The 18812-nt window shown below is 43.2% G+C and carries 15 protein-coding genes and 1 pseudogene; 9 read left to right on the top strand and 7 right to left on the bottom strand.

Annotated features, from left to right (window positions below; translation table 11 throughout):
* The first annotated feature begins 43 nt into the window (after positions 1–43).
* The 8 genes from ONT08_RS05155 (at position 44) to ONT08_RS05190 (ending at position 9100) form a co-directional block, all read left to right on the top strand.
* Positions 44–1498, top strand: coding sequence for a sialate O-acetylesterase (locus ONT08_RS05155; protein ID WP_264959391.1), 1455 nt, complete (start codon positions 44–46; stop codon positions 1496–1498).
* A gap of 118 nt (positions 1499–1616) precedes the next feature.
* The gene (locus tag ONT08_RS05160; RefSeq protein ID WP_006849196.1) at positions 1617–2144 is read left to right on the top strand and encodes an NUDIX hydrolase; all 528 of its coding nucleotides are present in this window, start codon (positions 1617–1619) and stop codon (positions 2142–2144) included.
* 125 nt (positions 2145–2269) lie between these two features.
* Positions 2270–4600 (top strand): type I DNA topoisomerase, encoded by a 2331-nt coding sequence (gene topA / locus ONT08_RS05165; RefSeq protein WP_119236001.1) that lies wholly within the window; start codon positions 2270–2272, stop codon positions 4598–4600.
* Positions 4601–4631: 31 nt separating this feature from the next.
* Positions 4632–5159 (top strand): shikimate kinase, encoded by a 528-nt coding sequence (locus ONT08_RS05170; protein ID WP_118085983.1) that lies wholly within the window; start codon positions 4632–4634, stop codon positions 5157–5159.
* Between the two features lie 70 nt (positions 5160–5229).
* Positions 5230–7122 (top strand): biosynthetic arginine decarboxylase, encoded by a 1893-nt coding sequence (gene speA / locus ONT08_RS05175; protein WP_117587635.1) that lies wholly within the window; start codon positions 5230–5232, stop codon positions 7120–7122.
* 81 nt (positions 7123–7203) lie between these two features.
* Entirely contained in the window at positions 7204–7974 is a 771-nt protein-coding gene (argB, locus tag ONT08_RS05180; protein WP_118063343.1) for an acetylglutamate kinase, read from the top strand.
* Between the two features lie 120 nt (positions 7975–8094).
* Positions 8095–8610 carry an RNA polymerase sigma factor gene (locus ONT08_RS05185; RefSeq protein WP_117587637.1) on the top strand — a complete coding sequence of 172 codons (516 nt, stop codon included), beginning with the start codon at positions 8095–8097 and terminating at the stop codon, positions 8608–8610.
* Positions 8600–9100 carry a pyruvate ferredoxin oxidoreductase gene (locus ONT08_RS05190; RefSeq protein WP_118153548.1) on the top strand — a complete coding sequence of 167 codons (501 nt, stop codon included), beginning with the start codon at positions 8600–8602 and terminating at the stop codon, positions 9098–9100. The genes ONT08_RS05185 and ONT08_RS05190 overlap by 11 nt, the downstream gene beginning before the upstream one ends.
* A gap of 958 nt (positions 9101–10058) precedes the next feature.
* Here ONT08_RS05190 and ONT08_RS05195 read toward each other — a convergent pair.
* From ONT08_RS05195 to istA, 3 genes are all read right to left on the bottom strand, one after another.
* Positions 10059–10334: a hypothetical protein gene (locus tag ONT08_RS05195; RefSeq protein WP_264959392.1), complete on the bottom strand. Its 276-nt coding sequence runs from the start codon at positions 10332–10334 to the stop codon at positions 10059–10061.
* A 192-nt stretch (positions 10335–10526) separates the two neighbouring features.
* Positions 10527–11258: an IS21-like element helper ATPase IstB gene (istB, locus tag ONT08_RS05200; RefSeq protein WP_118201903.1), complete on the bottom strand. Its 732-nt coding sequence runs from the start codon at positions 11256–11258 to the stop codon at positions 10527–10529.
* A 14-nt stretch (positions 11259–11272) separates the two neighbouring features.
* Positions 11273–12829 carry an IS21 family transposase gene (gene istA / locus ONT08_RS05205; RefSeq protein WP_264959393.1) on the bottom strand — a complete coding sequence of 519 codons (1557 nt, stop codon included), beginning with the start codon at positions 12827–12829 and terminating at the stop codon, positions 11273–11275.
* A 52-nt stretch (positions 12830–12881) separates the two neighbouring features.
* On the opposite strand from istA, the gene ONT08_RS05210 reads away from it, so the two are divergent.
* Positions 12882–13151, top strand: coding sequence for a hypothetical protein (locus ONT08_RS05210; protein ID WP_264959394.1), 270 nt, complete (start codon positions 12882–12884; stop codon positions 13149–13151).
* A gap of 32 nt (positions 13152–13183) precedes the next feature.
* Here the strand turns inward: ONT08_RS05210 and ONT08_RS05215 are convergent.
* The 4 genes and pseudogenes from ONT08_RS05215 to ONT08_RS05230 all read right to left on the bottom strand — a co-directional run.
* Positions 13184–13402: pseudogene (locus ONT08_RS05215) on the bottom strand (peptidase domain-containing ABC transporter); the annotation flags it as partial.
* A gap of 159 nt (positions 13403–13561) precedes the next feature.
* Positions 13562–15775: a peptidase domain-containing ABC transporter gene (locus ONT08_RS05220; RefSeq protein WP_264959395.1), complete on the bottom strand. Its 2214-nt coding sequence runs from the start codon at positions 15773–15775 to the stop codon at positions 13562–13564.
* A 3-nt stretch (positions 15776–15778) separates the two neighbouring features.
* Positions 15779–16480 (bottom strand): hypothetical protein, encoded by a 702-nt coding sequence (locus ONT08_RS05225; RefSeq protein WP_264959396.1) that lies wholly within the window; start codon positions 16478–16480, stop codon positions 15779–15781.
* Between the two features lie 13 nt (positions 16481–16493).
* Positions 16494–18803 carry an outer membrane beta-barrel family protein gene (locus ONT08_RS05230; RefSeq protein ID WP_264959397.1) on the bottom strand — a complete coding sequence of 770 codons (2310 nt, stop codon included), beginning with the start codon at positions 18801–18803 and terminating at the stop codon, positions 16494–16496.
* Between the last annotated feature and the right edge of the window lie 9 nt (positions 18804–18812).

The raw sequence follows: 18812 nt of genomic DNA on the forward strand, positions 1-18812 counted from the left end.
AACTTAAGAACAAAAAAAACGATAAACTTTTAAACCCTAAAAAATGAATAAGAAATTTTTAGCAATGGCAGCCTTGGCGCTTATCACAACAGGAGCACAGGCTAAAGTAAAGTTGCCACACATCTTGGGTGACAACATGATTTTACAGCAAAACACAGAGGCTAGCCTCTGGGGATGGGATAAACCAGGAACTACCGTAGAGGTAACCACCTCATGGTCTGGGCAGAAATATTCTGCCAAGACCGGAAAGGATGGCAAATGGGCTATCAAAGTACAAACCCCGAAGGCGAGCTACACCCCACTCTCCATCACTTTCGATGATGGCGAAAAGACCACTCTCAACAATGTGCTGGCAGGAGAAGTATGGGTTTGTGCAGGTCAGAGCAACATGGAGATGCCTGTAAAAGGATTCGGCAACTGCCCTGTAGAAGGTTACAACAAGGCGGTGCTCGAAGCAAACCAGTACAAAGGCGTACATTACGTAAAGATTCCTAGCGTAATGAGCAGTAAGCCGTTAGATGATGCCAACTGCGAATGGAAGGAGGTTAACCCGGAAACCGTAGGCGATGCATCTGCTACAGGATACTTCTTTGCCCAGGTAATAAACAAGACTCTTGATATTCCGGTAGGTCTGGTCATGGCAAACAAGGGTGGAAGCCGTGTAGAAAGCTGGCTCGACCGCGACTACCTGAAGAAGAACACCAAGGAAGATCTCGACTCTGTAAAGATGACCAAGAACCCTAAGTTTAAGTGGGATTTCCTCTACCCTCTTCTCTGGGGTAACGGAACTTTCCACCCTATCCTCAACTATAGCGTAAAGGGTATTCTCTTCTATCAGGGATGTTCTAACGTGGGCGACCCGGACGGCCAGTATACCAAACGTCTTGCCGACCTCGTTGCCCAGTGGCGCAGAGACTTCAAGCAGGGCGAACTGCCATTCTATTTCGTACAGATTGCACCTTATCATAATGGCGACGTAAATGGCGATTGGGGACCTAAGCTCCGTGAACAGCAGTTCAATGCAGCCAAGGTGATTCCAAACAGCGGCATCGTCTGTACCGAAGACCTGGTTTACCCATACGAGGTTGAGCAGATTCATCCATGCCAGAAACAGCCTGTAGGCGAACGTCTTGCACTCCAGGCACTCAGCAAGACCTACGGAGTGAAAGGACTCTTCAGCGAAAGCATGACCTTCAAGGAGATGAAGATTGTTGGGGACACCGTGAAAGTTCACTTCGACAACACCTACGGAGCCTACAACCGCTTTGAAGGTATCGAAGGTTTCGAAGTTGCAGGCGAAGATAAGGTATTCCATAAGGCTACAGCCAAGCACTTCTGGCAGGAAGGCAACGATTCTTGGAATGAGTGCGTCATCGTAACCAGTCCTGAGGTAAAGAAACCGGTAGCCCTTCGCTACTGTTTCCGCAACTTCCAGCTCGGCAATATGGCAAATGCAGGCAACCTGCCTCTCTTCCCATTCCGTACAGATAATTGGTAAATAACAGATAACCAGCGGCCGATCTTTGTTCAGCAGTCAAAGACCGGCCGCTTTTCAATTATAACATGAAGATAAATTCTTTTCCATTAAACATCAATCATTATACATTAATCATAATATGAGTCACGTATTAGATAAGTTTCAGTTTTGCCCGGTTTGCGGCTCTAATCATTTCGAAATCAACAACATCAAGAGCAAGAAGTGTAAGGACTGCGGATTCTCTTATTACCTCAATCCAAGCAGTGCTACGGTAGCTCTCATACTCAACAGTAAGGAAGAGCTTCTGGCAGTAAGGCGCAAGAAAGACCCTGCCAAGGGGGCACTCGATTTGCCAGGCGGTTTTGTTGACATGGATGAAACAGGTGAAGAAGGTATGGCAAGAGAGGTAAAAGAGGAAACCGGACTGGATGCAACTGAGGTTAAGTATCAGTTCAGCTACCCAAATCTCTACCTTTACTCAGGTTTCATGGTTCATACCCTCGATATGTTCTATGAAGTGAAGGTGAAAGACGACACTCATATAGAAGCAATGGACGATGCAGAAGAATCATTCTGGATACCATTGAGCAGACTCAATCCTGATGAGTTTGCATTCGATTCCATACGCAAGGGGCTCCATCGTTATTTGGAAACAAAATTGGGATAAAAAGGGTTCAATACAGCCAAATATGGCTCCCAAACATTAAAAAAACCAAAAAAAACACCATATAATAAGGTATAAGCAAAAAGTTTACTTACTTTTGCCAACCGAAAAAAATTGTGTATAAGCTTATGCAAGAGAATTTAGTAATCGTCGAGAGCCCTGCGAAGGCTAAAAAGATCGAAGAGTTTTTAGGTAAGGACTATAAGGTTATGTCTTCTTACGGTCATATCCGTGACCTGAAGAAGAAGGAACTTAGTATAAACGAGAAAACCATGGAACCTGATTATGAGATTCCAGAGGAAAAGAAAAAACTCGTTACAGAATTGAAAACGAATGCGAAGAAAGCCAAGAAAATCTGGTTAGCATCCGATGAGGACCGCGAGGGAGAAGCCATCAGCTGGCATCTTTGCGAAGTACTGGGATTGGATGAGGAGAAGACAAACCGTATTGTCTTCCACGAGATTACCAAACAGGCTATTCTTGACGCAATCAAGAACCCACGCCATCTGGACATGAACCTGGTGAATGCCCAGCAGGCACGTCGTGTACTCGACCGACTGGTAGGTTTCAAGCTTTCTCCTATCTTGTGGAGAAAGGTTAAGCCAGCCCTTTCTGCAGGTCGTGTACAGAGTGTTGCTGTCCGTCTGATAGTAGAACGTGAGCGTGAAATCCAGAAGTTCCAGAGTGTTCCATACTATCGCGTTACCGCTATTTTCGCCCTGATCAGCGACAGCGGCAATGCAACAGAGGTAAAGGCAGAACTGGACCAGCGTTTCAATACCCACGAAGAGGTTGAAGCTTTCCTTGAGAAGTGTAAAGACGCTAAGTTTATGGTTGAATCTGTAACCAAAAAGCCTTTAAAGCGTTCTCCTGCACCACCTTTCACTACTTCTACTCTGCAACAGGAGGCAGCACGCAAGCTTGGTTTCACCGTTGTACAGACCATGATGATAGCCCAGAAACTTTACGAAAGCGGACGCATCACTTACATGCGAACCGATAGCGTAAACCTCTCTACGCTCTGTTCCAACGCCAGCAAAGATGAGATTATCAGAGAATATGGCAAGGAATACAGCCAGACTCGTGCCTACCACACCAGTTCAAAGGGTGCACAGGAAGCGCACGAGGCTATCCGTCCTACATATATGAATGAACCAACCATCGAAGGAACCGCTCAGGAGAAGCGCCTTTACGAACTCATCTGGAAGCGTACCATCGCATCTCAGATGGCTGACGCACAACTCGAAAAGACAACCATCAACATCAATATCGGCAACACAAACGAAAAGTTTGTTGCTACCGGCGAGGTTGTTTCATTCGATGGTTTCCTCAAGGTTTATCTTGAGTCAACCGACGATGAAGAGCATGCTGAGGATTCTTCCCACATTCTTCCTGCCCTGAAAGAAGGCGATGAATTGCAGCGCAGAGAAATCCTTGCTACAGAGAAGTATTCTCTGGCACCTGCAAGATACACAGAGGCCAGTCTGGTGAAGAAACTGGAAGATCTCGGCATCGGCCGTCCATCTACCTATGCTCCAACCATCAGTACCATCCAGCAGCGTCAATACGTGGTAAAGGGTGACAAGACGGGTGAAGAGCGCACATTTACCATAGATTCTCTGAAGGGCATCAAGATAACCCAGAAGTTGAAAAAAGAGATGGCAGGCTCTGAAAAGGGCAAGCTTCTGCCTACTGATATCGGTATCGTAGTAAACGACTTCCTGATGGAGAACTTCCCGAACATCATGAACTACAACTTTACGGCAGACGTAGAGAAGAAGTTTGATGATATTGCAGAAGGAAAGACCGAATGGACCAACTGGATGAAGGATTTCGACAAGGGCTTTGAGCCTGAAGTGAAGGAAGTTCTGGAAGCACGCAACCAGCACAAAGCCGGCGAGCGCAATCTCGGAAATGATCCAAAGACAGGAAAGCCAGTATTCGTCAAGATTGGCCGTTTTGGACCTGTGGTACAGATTGGTTCTGCTGAGGATAAGGACAAGCCTCAGTTTGCCCAGCTGCCATCAGACAAGAGCATAGAAACCATCACCCTGGAAGAGGCTTTGGAACTCTTCAAGCTGCCAAGAGAACTCGGTGATTATGAAGGAATTACTGTAACAGTTGGCTCTGGCCGATACGGCCCTTACATCCTCCATAACCGCAAGTATGTTTCTATTCCAAAGGAGGATGATCCACTGACCATCACCCTGGATAGAGCCATCGAACTGATCAAGGAAAAGCGCGAAGCCGAAGAGAAGCGCCATCTCAAAGTTTTCGATGAGGACGATAAGATGGAAATTCTCAATGGCAAGTATGGTCCATACATTGCTTACGACGGCAAGAATTACCGCATTCCAAAGGCAAAACATGAGAGTGCAGAGGAGCTTACATACGAGGAGTGTATGGAAATTATCAAAGCTGCTCCAGAACCAAAGGCTAGAGGCAGAAAGAAATCATAAACATGCCTCATTGACATAGAAACAGAAGAAAATGAAGTCAATCATCATCATAGGATACATGGGCGCCGGCAAGACAACGGTCGGCAAAGCCCTCGCCAAAGACCTTGGCGTTATGTTCTACGATCTCGACTGGTATATCGAGAGCCGAATGCGCAAGACCGTTAAACAGATCTTCGACGAAGTTGGAGAAGAGGGATTTCGCAAGATAGAGCACAATATGCTACACGAAGTGGCAGAGTTTGAAAATGTAGTGGTAAGTTGCGGAGGAGGAACACCATGTTTCTTCGACAATATGGACTACATGAACCAACTTGGCGAAACGTTTTACCTGAAGGCATCTCCAGAAACCCTTCACGCTCATCTGAAGATGGGCAAAGGCGTACGCCCTCTGCTGCTCAACAAAACACCGGAAGAGGCAGACAGGTTTATCCATGAGCAGCTGAAACTTCGAGAGCCTTACTACGAGAAGGCAAAACACATCATCGATATCAACGTGATGGACAATTATGATAAAATCAACGCTATTGTTCAGCAGATCAGAGACCTGCTGAACATTTAGCCGTATCCAATAAAGTAATATATAATAAAGGTAACAAACAAAACTGATTTCCAGCAAGCAAGATTAGAAAATGAAGAAATGGACTATTGAAGACTCGAAGGAGCTCTACAACATCTGTGGTTGGGGTACTTCTTACTTTGGCATCAACGACAAGGGTGATGTCTATGTAACTCCATGCAAGGACAACACGCAGATAGACCTGCGCGACATCATGGACGAGTTGGCATTACGCGACATCAACGCTCCCGTACTGCTCCGTTTCCCAGACATCCTCGACAACCGCATCGAGAAGACAGCCAGCTGTTTTCAAAAGGCAAAGGAAGAGTATGGATACAAGGGAGAAAACTTTGTCATCTATCCTATTAAGGTGAACCAGATGCAGCCGGTCGTTGAGGAGATTATCTCTCACGGCAAGAAGTTCAACCTCGGACTGGAGGCTGGCTCTAAGCCTGAACTCCACGCCGTCATCGCCGTACAGGCACAGAGCGACTCGCTCATCATCTGTAACGGCTACAAGGACGAGAGCTACATCGAACTTGCCTTGCTGGCTCAGAAGATGGGCAAGCGCATCTTTATCGTAGTAGAAAAGCTCAATGAGCTGGATATCATCGAAAAGGTAGCCAAAAAGCTCAACGTAAAGCCAAACATCGGTATCCGCATCAAACTGGCTTCTTCAGGCTCAGGCAAATGGGCTGAAAGCGGCGGCGATGCATCTAAGTTCGGTTTGACCAGCGCAGAACTGCTCACAGCCCTCAAGAAGATAGACGAGATGGGATTCCACGACTGTCTGCGCCTTATCCACTTCCATATCGGAAGTCAGATTACCAAGATTCGCCGCATTCAGACTGCTCTCCGTGAGGCAGCCCAGTTCTATATTAGTCTCCACAAGATGGGCTACAATGTAGATTTCGTAGATTGCGGTGGCGGACTCGGTGTAGATTACGACGGCACCCGCTCTTCAAGCAGCGAGAGCTCCGTAAACTACTCTATCCAGGAGTATGTAAACGACTGTGTCTATACATTCGTAGATGCAGCCAACAAGAACAATATCGAGCACCCTAACCTCATCACCGAGAGCGGCCGTTCGCTCTCTGCCCATCATTCTGTCCTGGTTATCGATGTCTTGGAGACAGCTTCCCTGCCAGAAATGCCAGAGGAGTTTGAGGCGAAGGAGACCGACCACCAGCTGGTGAAGGATCTTTATGAGATATGGGACAACCTGAATCCTCGCAACATGCTGGAAGACTGGCATGATGCCGAGCAGATTCGCGAAGAGGCATTGCAGCTCTTCTCTCACGGCATCGTAGATTTGAAGACCCGTGCAGAGATTGAGGCAATGTACTGGAGCGTGTGCCACGAGATCAACAATCTTGCCAAGCACATGAAGCATGTACCAGAAGAGCTCAGAGGATTGGATAAAATTCTTGCCGACAAGTATTTCTGCAACTTCTCTCTGTTCCAGAGCCTGCCAGACAGTTGGGCTATCGACCAGCTCTTCCCTATCATGCCTATCCAGCGTCTGAACGAGCGTCCTACCCGCAACGCTACCTTGCAGGACATCACCTGCGACAGCGACGGAAAGATTGCCAACTTCGTTACCGACGGACATATCGGCAACGTTCTTCCTCTTCATCCATTGAAGAAGAACGAGCCATATTATCTCGGTGTATTCCTCGTTGGTGCCTACCAGGAGATTCTGGGCGACATGCACAATCTCTTCGGTGACACCAATGCTGCCCACATCTCTGTAAAGGACGGCAAATATTGCATCGACCAGATATTCGACGGCGAGACCGTAGAGGAGGTATTGGATTACGTACAGTACAATCCGAAGAAGCTCGTCCGCCAGTTGGAGCAGTGGGTAACCAAGAGTGTGAAGGAAGGCAAGATTTCGCTCGATGAGGGCAAGGAATTCCTGGGCACCTATCGCAATGGCCTCTTCGGATATACATATCTTCAGTAAGAATTAACAGTTGATAGTTAATAGTTTACAGCAAGATTGCCCTATAAACTATTAACTATAAACTATAAACTAAACTTAAAGATGGAAAAAGTAACAGTAGTAAAGGTAGGCGGTGCCATCGTTGAAGACAGCGAGCAGCTGGCACAGCTCTTGAAGGATTTCGCAGCCATTCCTGGCAAGAAAGTATTGGTACATGGCGGTGGCCGCCGTGCCACTAAGGTAGCCGCAGCCCTCGGCATCGAGAGCAAGATGGTGAACGGCCGCCGCATCACTGATGCAGACATGCTGGAAGTGGTAACAATGGTTTATGGCGGTCTGGTCAACAAGAACCTGGTTGCCAAGCTCCAGGCTAACGGCGTGAATGCTCTCGGTCTGACCGGTGCTGATATGGACGTAATCCACAGTCACAAGCGTCCGTTGAAGGACGGTATCGACTTCGGATACGTGGGCGATGTAGAACGTGCCAACGGCAAGATGCTCCAGACCCTTATTAATGAAGGCATTACTCCAGTGATGGCTCCATTGACCCATGACGGCAAGGGCAACATCCTCAACACCAATGCCGACACCATAGCCAGCGAGACAGCCAAGGCTCTGGCTCCTTACTACGACGTGACATTGATATACAGTTTTGAAAAGAAAGGCGTGCTCAGTAATCCTGAGGATGACGACAGCGTGATTCCAGTGATTACCCATGCCGATTTTGAGAGATACAAAGCAGATGGTACCGTGGCAGGCGGCATGATTCCTAAGTTGGAGAATGCCCTTGCAGCCATTGATGCTGGTGTGAAAGAGGTGATTATCACCCTTGCTACCGCCATTGACGGAAAGCACGGAACGGTGATTAAGTGAAGAACGAAGAGTGAAGAGTGAAGAATTCATCACCTTTTTTCTTAACAAGAGTTAAAAATAGAAATAAATCAAGATTGGTTGTAACTTTCTTATAACATAGTCGTCATTAATTATAGAGGGATGAAAGAAATCAGTTTCCAAAACGATGTTTTGCCGCTGAAGAACAAACTCTTCAGGCTGGCCCTTCGCATTACTCTCAACCGGGAGGAAGCGGAAGACGTTGTACAGGATACGCTGATTAAAGTCTGGAACGCCCGCGACAGATGGCAGGAGCTTGACTCCATCGAGGCATACAGCCTCACCATCGCCCGCAACCTCTCGCTCGACCGCATCAAGAAGATGGAAAATCAGAATGATTCGCTGGAAGAGCAGAATACAGAAAGGTTAGACGAAAACACTTCCACCCCCTCAGAAAGGATGATTCAGAAAGACAAACTGGACATCGTAAGGAATATTATCGACGAGTTGCCTGAAAAGCAGCGCAGCTGTCTGCAGCTTCGAGACATCGAAGGAAAGTCCTACAAGGAAATAGCAGACATCCTCTGCATCACGGAAGACCAGGTCAAGGTGAACATCTTCAGGGCTCGTCAAACAGTCAAACAAAGATTTCAACAATTCGACAGATATGGATTATAAGTACATCAACCAACTTTTGGATCGCTACTGGAAGGGCGAGACTTCTCTCGAAGAAGAGGAGATTCTCCGTGCATTCTTCAGTCAGGACGAGTTGCCTGCCGAGCTGAAGCCATACCAAGCGCTCTTCTCTTACGAGATGGGCGAGGCTAAGCAAGAGGCGCTGGGTGATGACTTCGACCAGAAGATGATGGCGATGATTGAGGATGAATACACCAAGAAGCCTAACAAGGCAAAGGTGATTTCTTTGACAGAGCGCCTGAAGCCTCTCTTCAAGGCTGCTGCCGTGGTAGCTATCATCCTGACATTGGGCAATGCTGCTCAGGTACCTTTCCAGAGCAATGACATTGATTCTGTTGAAAACGTAGGATACATCAAGAGTGGCAAGGGCGTGTCCGTAGCCATGGGAGATTCTGCTTCGGTTGATTCTATGCAACGCACAGGCATCGATCAGGTAAGCACTCCAACAACGTCTCCAACGTTATTAAAGTAGATTATTTCTATGCTTTCTCTATAAAAAAATCATGTTTAGTAAAACAATTCTGAAGCTGTGAAGTTTCAATTCTCTCAAATTTTTCATAACATACTAACGTAATAGGGCTGCCAGGATGTACTGGCAGCCCTTACTTATTTTATATATTTTGCACGCAAGCGTATGATAAAGGATACACAAGTGGCTCAATTTATCGCCACTGCGAGGCTTCATTTAAGCCTCCTTCCGGTCATCATTGATGACATTTACTAGGCTTAATATAAGCCACTTAACCTATTATCAAGAAGCATCTGAAAGGCTATTTCCCCTAATGGGGGTTAACAGAGTTAACAGTTAACAGCCCAAAATGCCTACTTTCCCCCCACTCACATATAATAATAAGTATATATATTTATATATAATATAAGGTATGGGAGAGGGGGAGGATGCAAAAAACAGCTGTTAACTGTTAACCTGTTAACCCTTTGTCCCTTTTGTTAAAAATCCTAACTCGCTCTAAATTGGACTTTGATTGAAAATCAAGAAGTTGGGCGTTTGCCTATATTATATAGGTAACAATATGGAAACGAGCGGACTTCTGCTCGTTTCTGTATTTTGCAATAAGCAAAGAACGCCTTAATTCGGGAACAAAGATACGATATTTTTCTAAATATCCAATGATTTACAAGAGGAATTTTATGGAAATTAGAACTTTTGCGTAAAATCTGATGCTTACCAACACAATATGCATCCAAAAACAAACAGCAGGAGGGTGTGTCATAAGTTTATGATTCACCCTCTTCTTGTTATTGGATGAGATAGGATATGTTGTTGGAAGAGATAGGATATGTTGTTGAGACAGTCAGTATCTTCGGCCGCACAACAGCTGTTGTGCGCTTGCATAACAGCTGATATGCGCATACACAACAGCTGTTGTGCATGCGGTGGTCAACTGTTATGCGCCAACTATTATTCAGACTTATGACACACCCTCCTGTTGCCATAACGTTTTATTGCTGACGATGATTCTGACATCGGCTTTCATGTACTGTTGCAATATTGGGGTATTTTGTCCCTGTGTGCTCACAGTGGCTGTAGCCATAAAATAGTTGCCATCTTCCCTATGTATGAGTTTGGCATTATGGCTTATGATGTTGCAGTTATAAGATGCATTGTCGTTGCCCTCGAAAGAAACATGAGCTGTCCTTGGCTCATCGAAAATATGCAAATACTTATATGGTACAAACACTTGCATTGTTCTATGATTGAGAACCTCACCATTAGCCTCTATGGATATAGGATAAGGTATCTTATATGACGATAGCGCTGTATCGGTACCAAGCGTAGCGGTGTAATCGGTACCATGCTATCACTGCAATCGGTACCGCTTGTATCGCTGCAATCGGTACCAAGATTTCAGTTCTGCTTTTCAATTTGCAAAGGTAATTTATTTTTTCAATTTCTGGCGCATAGAATCGCCTTTTAACTCTATTTTACTTGCATTTGCCACCAAACGGTCCATAATGGCATCTGCCAAGGTAGGATCACCTATGTAATCATACCATTTGGCAATGGGAAGCTGTGAGGCGATAATGACGGACTTTCTTTCGTATCTCTCTTCTAGGATTTGAAGCATTGCGAGTCTGGTCTTGTCATCCATTGGCTGCAACCCGAAGTCATCCCATATGAGCAAGTCATACTTTTCCAGATTGGTTATCATCCTCAGGTACGACCCATCCAGCTTGCTGAGTGCAACTTTCTCCACAAAGCTGTTCATATTGAGATAGAGAGTTCTGTAGCCTAGCATGCAAGCCTGTCTTCCAAGGGCACAGGCAAGGAAGGATTTTCCGCAGCCGCACTTTCCTTGTATGAGCAAGTTCTCATGTCTGCGTATGAAGGCACAGTCGGCAATGGCGGCAAGGTCATCCTTGGTGAAGTTGCGGTCTGTTCCACAGATGACATCCTCTAAGAGTGCCGTATATCTAAGCTTGCTGATTTTTAGATACATGGCGGTCTTTCGATCTCGTCTGTCCTGCACCTCTGCATCCACCATCTTGGAGATGGCGACTTCCAGGGATGGGCGGTTCTGTACAGGAAGGCTGGTCATGGCCTCGAAGGAGGATGACATACCTCTGAGTTTCAACTCGTTGAGTTGTATGATGGTTTCTTGTAAGTTCATGTTACTATATATGTTTAAATGTTCATAAATGCCTCCGCGCCTCTCACATAGTCGTTCTGTGGCACATTTGAGACTGTTTCTTCCCCGTCAACTTGGTCAAGGTTCTTCTCCAATACGTTGCGGATGGTCGTGTAGGTGATGGATGAACAACCTGCCAGACGCTTGCAGGCCTTCTCCAGGCGCTCCTTGCCATACTTGCGCTTGAGAGACAGGACTCCTTGGCAGGACTTGTACGACTGCTCGACATGCTTCGTGCGATTGAGGATGGATTGGACTGCGGAAGTGGTGTTGCTGCCAACCAATGCTGCCTCCTCCAGAAAATAGGCGGCGTTATATCCCTGTCCGTGCTTGTAGGCAAGATGTTTGTCTGGCATATGCTCGTCAAGCGTGCTGTATCCAGATCCTTGGCGACGCTGATGGATGGCTATGCGAGAACTCCCGGAGTAAACCTCCACGGTATCTAAGTCCCACAGTACGCTCACCTTTTGCCCGACATACTGGTATGGCACGCTATAGTTGTGCTTGTCAACCATGACGTGATAGGTACCGGACAGTTTCACCTCCTTGCGATATCTGAAGCGGTATGGAGTCATGGGCAGTTTGCCCAACGTAGGTTGCTCTTCCGCCTCGAAGATGTCACGTCTGCTTCTCCCTGTCGTTCTGGACGGCTTTTCATTGAAGCCGTCCATCAACTCATAGATACGGGCATTCATACTCGGTAGATTGTAAAACACCTCGTCATGTAGCAGAGCGTAGACGGCATTGTAGGTCTTTTGGACGAGTCCCTCGACTGGACCTTTGTCCCTGGGAGTGCGAACCCTGCAGGTTTGGAGGGTTGTATCGTAGTAGGCGGCCCATTCCACGGCTGCATCATTGAACGCTGGCTCGTAGCGGTCGTATTTCTTCACCCACTGCTTCATGTTGTCACTCTTGGCTATGCGAGTTGTTCCGCCGAAGTAAGAGAAGGCATCGGATATACCGCCGAAGAAGTTCTCCATGGAAGCGTTGTACATAGCCTTGGCAAATCCCAAGCCGCTGTATGGCAGGATACAGACCAAGACGACAACCTTGGTTAGCTCACCTGTCTTCGGGTCGGTAAGCCACAGGGTATCGCCGGCGAAGTCAATCTGCATCTCTTCCCCAGGAATATAGGTGTTATGGAAGCTGAGGTTGTGTGAGTACTGATACTTACGGATTGACTTCTTGAACTGGGTGTATCCATATCCGTCGGGATGCTCCTTCTTGTATGACTCGTGCAGGGCTTGAATGGTGAGGTAGCGGTTATGCGACAAGTCTGACACATATTCAGGCAACAGCCCGTCCAGCACCTGACGTTGGGAAGATGGGGCTGCTGTGGGTTTGGACAACTGGAGGAAAGATTCTATTTCCCCGTCACTCATGCGGCCTATCACGCCATAGGACAAACCTTGGGAATCCGCCAAGGTCTTGTAACGGTTCAGTACGCCACGTCCCATGTGTAGTTGCTCGCAAATGGTGCGTTGCGGTATTTTTGCCGCTAGCATTTGAAATGAACGTTTTAATTTGCTCATGTTTACATTACTTTGTGCCATATCTATACAGATTTAAAAATTCTTCTGCAAAGATAGGCGGTTATTATTATACATGAGCAGAACTTTACATCTTTTTGGTACCGATTGGGGCGCTATGATGGTACCGATTCAAGTGATACGATGGTACCGAATGCAGTGCTATGATGGTACCGATTCATGCGCTATAGTGGTACCGATTCGCCGATACTGTCATCTTATAGAAAGCGACTGCGAGGGCGATGACGATGACGGTAATGATTATAGTCCCCAAGCTGACGAGGCGAGGAGGAACTTTGCCTATCACGCTCCTCACCTTCTCACTTCTCAACTCGATATTATCTGATTCTTTTTTTTCTGTTCCATGTCAAAAACATTTTAGTTTCCCAATTCCAACTGATTCTTCACAAGATTATAGTATGCCCCTCGTTTGGCGGTCAAAGACTCATGGTTGCCTATCTCAACCACCTTTCCATGGTCGATGACCACGATTTGGTCGGCATTCTTCACCGTGCTTAGGCGATGAGCCACAATCACAACAATCTTGCCCTTATAGAACTTATCCAAGTTCTCCACGATGCTTCTCTCATTATGAATAAAACAAGAAAACGTAAGTAGTAAAGCCTATGCTTTCTCTAAAAAATCAGGTTTAGTAAAAAAATATGAAGCTGTGAAGTTTCAATTCTCCCAAATTTCATAACATACTAACGTAACAGGGCTGCCAGGATGTACAGGCAGCCCAAATTATTTTAAAGCTTAAATTTCCAGTTGATTCTTGACCAACTCATAATAAATGCCTTTTTGTCTAATTAGCGAAACATGCTTGCCTTGTTCTACAATCCGGCCATTTTTTAATACTATAATATTGTCTGCATCCTTAACTGTACTCAATCTATGTGCGATTACAATAGCAGTCTTTCCCTTTATAAAAGTATTCAAATGATTCATTATTTCACTTTCATTATTGGCATCCAAAGAATTTGTTGCCTCATCCAAGAATACATAATCAGGATTTTTATATACTGCACGCGCAATAAGAATACGTTGTTTTTGACCTAAGCTTAGTCCATGTCCATCTCGACCAATTTTTGTGTTATATTGAAGTGGTAAGCTCTCTATATAATTCTGAATATTAGCAATCTTTGCTGCTCTCTTAACACGTTCTATATCTAACTTCATCGTATCCAAAGCTATATTCCTTGCTATCGTATCAGAAAAAATAAAGCCATCTTGCATGACTACCCCACATTTCTTACGCCAGTTACGTTTATTCAAGTCTGCTAGTTGTTCATTCCCAACCATTATACTTCCCCCATCAAGATTGTAAAAGCCTAATATCAATTTTAGAAGAGTTGTCTTTCCTGATCCACTAAGTCCAACTATTGCAGTAACTTTACCTTCGGGTATTTGAAAACTAACATCATTTATTGTTGGAATATCACTTAGTTTGTCATAGCTAAATTTTACATTCTTCAAAATAATATCACCACGCATTCTATCAGAAAAATCAACTAAATTTTTCTGGTCTTCATCGTCATCTAAATAAACATCACAAAGTCGATTTAAACTTAGTTTCGCATCTTGTAATTGACGAGCAAAATTCACTAGTTGTTCAACCGGACTATTCATCATGCCTATAATATATTGTATACTTAACATCATACCCAAGGTAACATTGCCTCTAATGACAAACATTGCTACCATTGAAGTTATTGACAAATTCTTCATTTGGTTTATGAAGGTTCCGCCCAATTGTTGGTATTGGGCCAACTTTAATCCTTTCAAAGACAGACGATATAAATTGCGCTGAATGCGTTCCCATTCCCAATGTTTCGTCTGCTCGCAAGCGTTCAATTTTATTTCCTGCATTCCTTCTATTAGTTGAATTATAGAACTTTGATTGGCAGAATTCATCGCAAACATTTTATGATCTAGCATTTCACGTCGCCTCATAAACATTTTTACCCACAATAAATACAAGACACTGCCACCCCAAAATATCAGAGCCACAACCCAATTATACGTCAAAATTATAATACCAAACACTATTAGGCTTATAATAGAGAATATGGTATCCAAACTAGAATTAGTCAAAAAACTTTGTATTCTAGTATGGTCATTGATACGTTGCGTTATATCGCCGGTCAACTTTGTTTCAAAGAAAGACATAGGAAGACGCATCAACTTTGACAAGTAATCAGAGATTAACGATATGTTTATTTGTGTACTTGCCTTTAGTAATATCCAATTACGCATAAAATTTAATGTGGTACATCCAACTTCCAGAAACATTTGCCCTAACAGAATCAGAAAAATGATTTTCATTTCTTTATTTGCGATACCTTCATCCACAATAGCCTTAGATAGAATGGGCAAAACAAACTGGGAAAATGTTCCTAGAGCTACAGCTCCGAATAAAAGACAAAGATGTTTTTTATATGGAGCGACATATCTATACAGGAAGTTCATCGTATTCCTTTTAAAGATACCTTTTTCGGATATACTTTCATTATTTTCATAAAACTGTTGGGAAGGCTCTAAATATAAAGCCACCCCAACAGGTAAGCCATTCTCATTTGTGGTACAAAGAAAAGAGTTAGCAAATTCTGCTTCTGAGAATTTCAATCTCACACCACCTGCAGGATTAGCTATATAATACTCATAACCTGTTTTCTTGCTAGTAATCTCATATAGTACAACAAAATGGTTCTTGTTCCAATATATAATACAAGGCAACCGCATTTTTTCTGCAAGTTCTTGTATAGTCAACATTGTCCCAAAAGATCTAAAGCCAACGGATTCTGCAGCCAAAGCTATACCATACAAGGATACACCTTCGGTAGTGATAAAACACAAATTATGCAAAAAGCTGACAGGATAATATTTTCCATAGAACTTGCATATCATAGCTAAGCATACAGGACCACAATCCATACTATCTTGCTGTTGTATAACTGGAAATTTACTCATTGTCTACTTATTTGTTTCCAATATCTTTTCAGAGATTTTTTTATCATGTTCCAACACTTGCCCTAAACTTTGAATATTCACAAATTTAGTAACATCCCAATTCATTCCACGAGGATAGCCCTTACGAGAAGAATTTATAATATAAACAATTCCTACAAATTTACCTTTTATTATCATACGATCTACACAAACAACAAATTTGTTCTTACCATACTTGATAAGATTGCGCCAGATTATATTACCAGAAGGTTTAACGAGATTTGATTGTCCCATCCCGATTGCCTCGATATTCCAAACAGGACGCTTGCCATTTTCGACTTCTCTGATTTCGTAATTGGGAATCCACGCCGTATTCTCTTCCTTCAACCGTAAGACTAGAAATTGGTCTGCTATAGCAAAATACACGGTGTCTATCTGCTGCGGAATTGATTTCAGCACTTTTGTAATTAAGCTATAAGCAGAGTAATGCTTGTTATAATTGTCTGCTGTAACAAAATGTATAACACTATCACCTGTCAAATTGTCCTCTGTACGATACCCTTCAACAAATTGGAAAGTACCCTTACCATCATAACTCACAGCCTTTGCACCAGCACTATAAAATACCCAATCCGATGCATTTGAAAATATCGGTGCAATAGAGCCACAACCTGCGACAAAGACACATGTTAAGATAAGCGCAAAAAAAATAATATTTCTTTTCATATCCATATATAATTTAAAATCTGTTCAACTCAGAAGTTTTTACTCGCGTGTTATGCCTTTTATTCTTATAGTCAAAATTATAAGACAACAACAAGCCTATATTTCTTCGGTCATTATCATTATAAGTCGCTTGACGAACCCAACCACAATAAGTAATGGAGGCATTCCTGTTGGAACAAAAAAGATTGTAGGCAGACAACTGCATAAACCAACCTCCCTTAAAGGATTTGCCAAGTGACAACTGGGTGCTCCATTGCTCCGTATGCATTCTGAACGCCTCATAATTTTTACCTTCATAATTGACAAACAACATAGCCTGAAAGTTATTTGGAAGACGGAAAGTATGATGAACTTTAAAGTTATAAAAAGGTCTATCATATTTCGTACTTGCACCCATAAATTCATACTTGAAGTCCTGTTTTCCAAAGCCAAATTCAATATAAGGAGTATAAAATCCGAACTGCTGCCACCAATTGACTCCAATGTTCATGCGTCTAAACTTTTGCAAGTTTATAGTCTGTGTCAAAATAACATCTTGTTCATTCCCATAAATACCACGATTGGCCATTATCTTTCCATCTATGAAATCATAACTTCCAATAACCCGAAGGTTCGTATAGGAAGCTAGAATATACAAAGAGTTCGTATAAGTTGGTTTCAACTTTGAATTTCCTTGAACGTATTCATACCTGCTATGATATTGGAGATTATCATTAAGCAAAGCATAGTTAGGCCTCACTATAGACTTACGATACCCTACACTAGCATTGAATCCCTTAGAGTTTCTAAAGGTAACATCAACTGTAGGTAAAATATCATCATAGGTACTACTTTGCATGTCACTTTTCACTCCATTTTCATAATAATTCAACTTTGTATGCTCATAACGTAACCCTGCAGTAAAATTCCATCTCCCAACACCATAAGAGAAAGAAACATACTCTGCTTTCAACAATTGACGACGTTCGTTATTACTAGCATTCAAGCTGGTTTCTATATTTTGTTCCGTAAAAGAGAATTTCTGTTTCTCTTGCGAATAAGTTAACTCTATACCATAACTCATAGAAATAGTTTTTCCTAACAGCGTACTAGCATCTGCTATAAAAGAATTCATAAAGTTATGATTCATTCCATTTGTACAAACCTGAGAATTATTTTTTTCCACATAATCAAACAAATGGCTTTGGTTTCCTAACAACAAATCGTTCGTCACTTCCAAGTGCGTTTTCCTCAAATTCACTAAATAATATACGCTAGTTAACCACTTCAATGGTTTCATACAAGAGATATTATCTGCAGAGGTACTAAAATCTTCCATACCTGCAACACTATGAACCAAAGAATTTATCCGAATGTCATGGGTTATTTTGTTCCAATTTATTTGCGTATTAGCCCCAATGCTACTCTTGTCATTAACTTTATAATCAAACTCAACGTTTGCATTCGGGGTTACCCCTTTATAATTCATCTCAACATCATCAGTCGTTACAGATTGAGGACGCAGAATCTCACTATAATCGGAAGCTTTTTGCAAAGCTCTTATATCATTGAAAGACAAACCGCCTGCTACCTGCAACTTGTTATGATTATAAGTCAAGGACACATTTTCTACGTCAAGGAATTTTCTTCCTTGTCGAAGATACAACATAGCATTTCCACCTAATCCATTAGGATTGTCCTTTGTATAAATTTTAATAACTGCATTTACATCAGATGCATACTTGGCACCTGGGCTAGTTATTACTTCTACTTTTTTTACCCGTTCGGACGAAAGACTGTTCAGTTCATTGGCATTATATAATTTTCTGTCGTTCAGGTACAATAATGCCTTTCCCCTACCAAAAACATAAAATTCTCCATCACTACCCGAGACAAAAGGTATCTGGTTCATCAGATTATTTATCGTACCACTTTTACTAAGAATTGAATTTTGTACATCTGCAACTATTATGTTACCTTGATTTTTAAATATTTGACGCAAACCGACAACCGTCACGCCTTCAAGCATACGAGCATCAGAAGACATACGAATAACTAGATTGTTTTGTGGCAAAGACTTCACCTCAACAGTATCCGTCTTCATTCCCACATAGCTAACTGTCAAGAAACAACTTTTTATCGAATCAGGTAACACAAAAGAAAAAGAGCCATTTTCATGTGTTGACATTCCAGTTATGAAACGAAAATCATAATTAAGAGCAGCAACATTTACCATCCCAAGTCCTTTTCCGTCTTGTCCCAAAATGTTACCATTTATTGTTTGAGAATATACACCCAGCACCTTCAAAAGTATAAATGTTATAATAAAAACACTTTTTTTCATTTTCTTATA

Source organism: Segatella copri (assembly GCF_026015465.1).
GTDB classification, from domain to species: domain Bacteria; phylum Bacteroidota; class Bacteroidia; order Bacteroidales; family Bacteroidaceae; genus Prevotella; species Prevotella copri_E.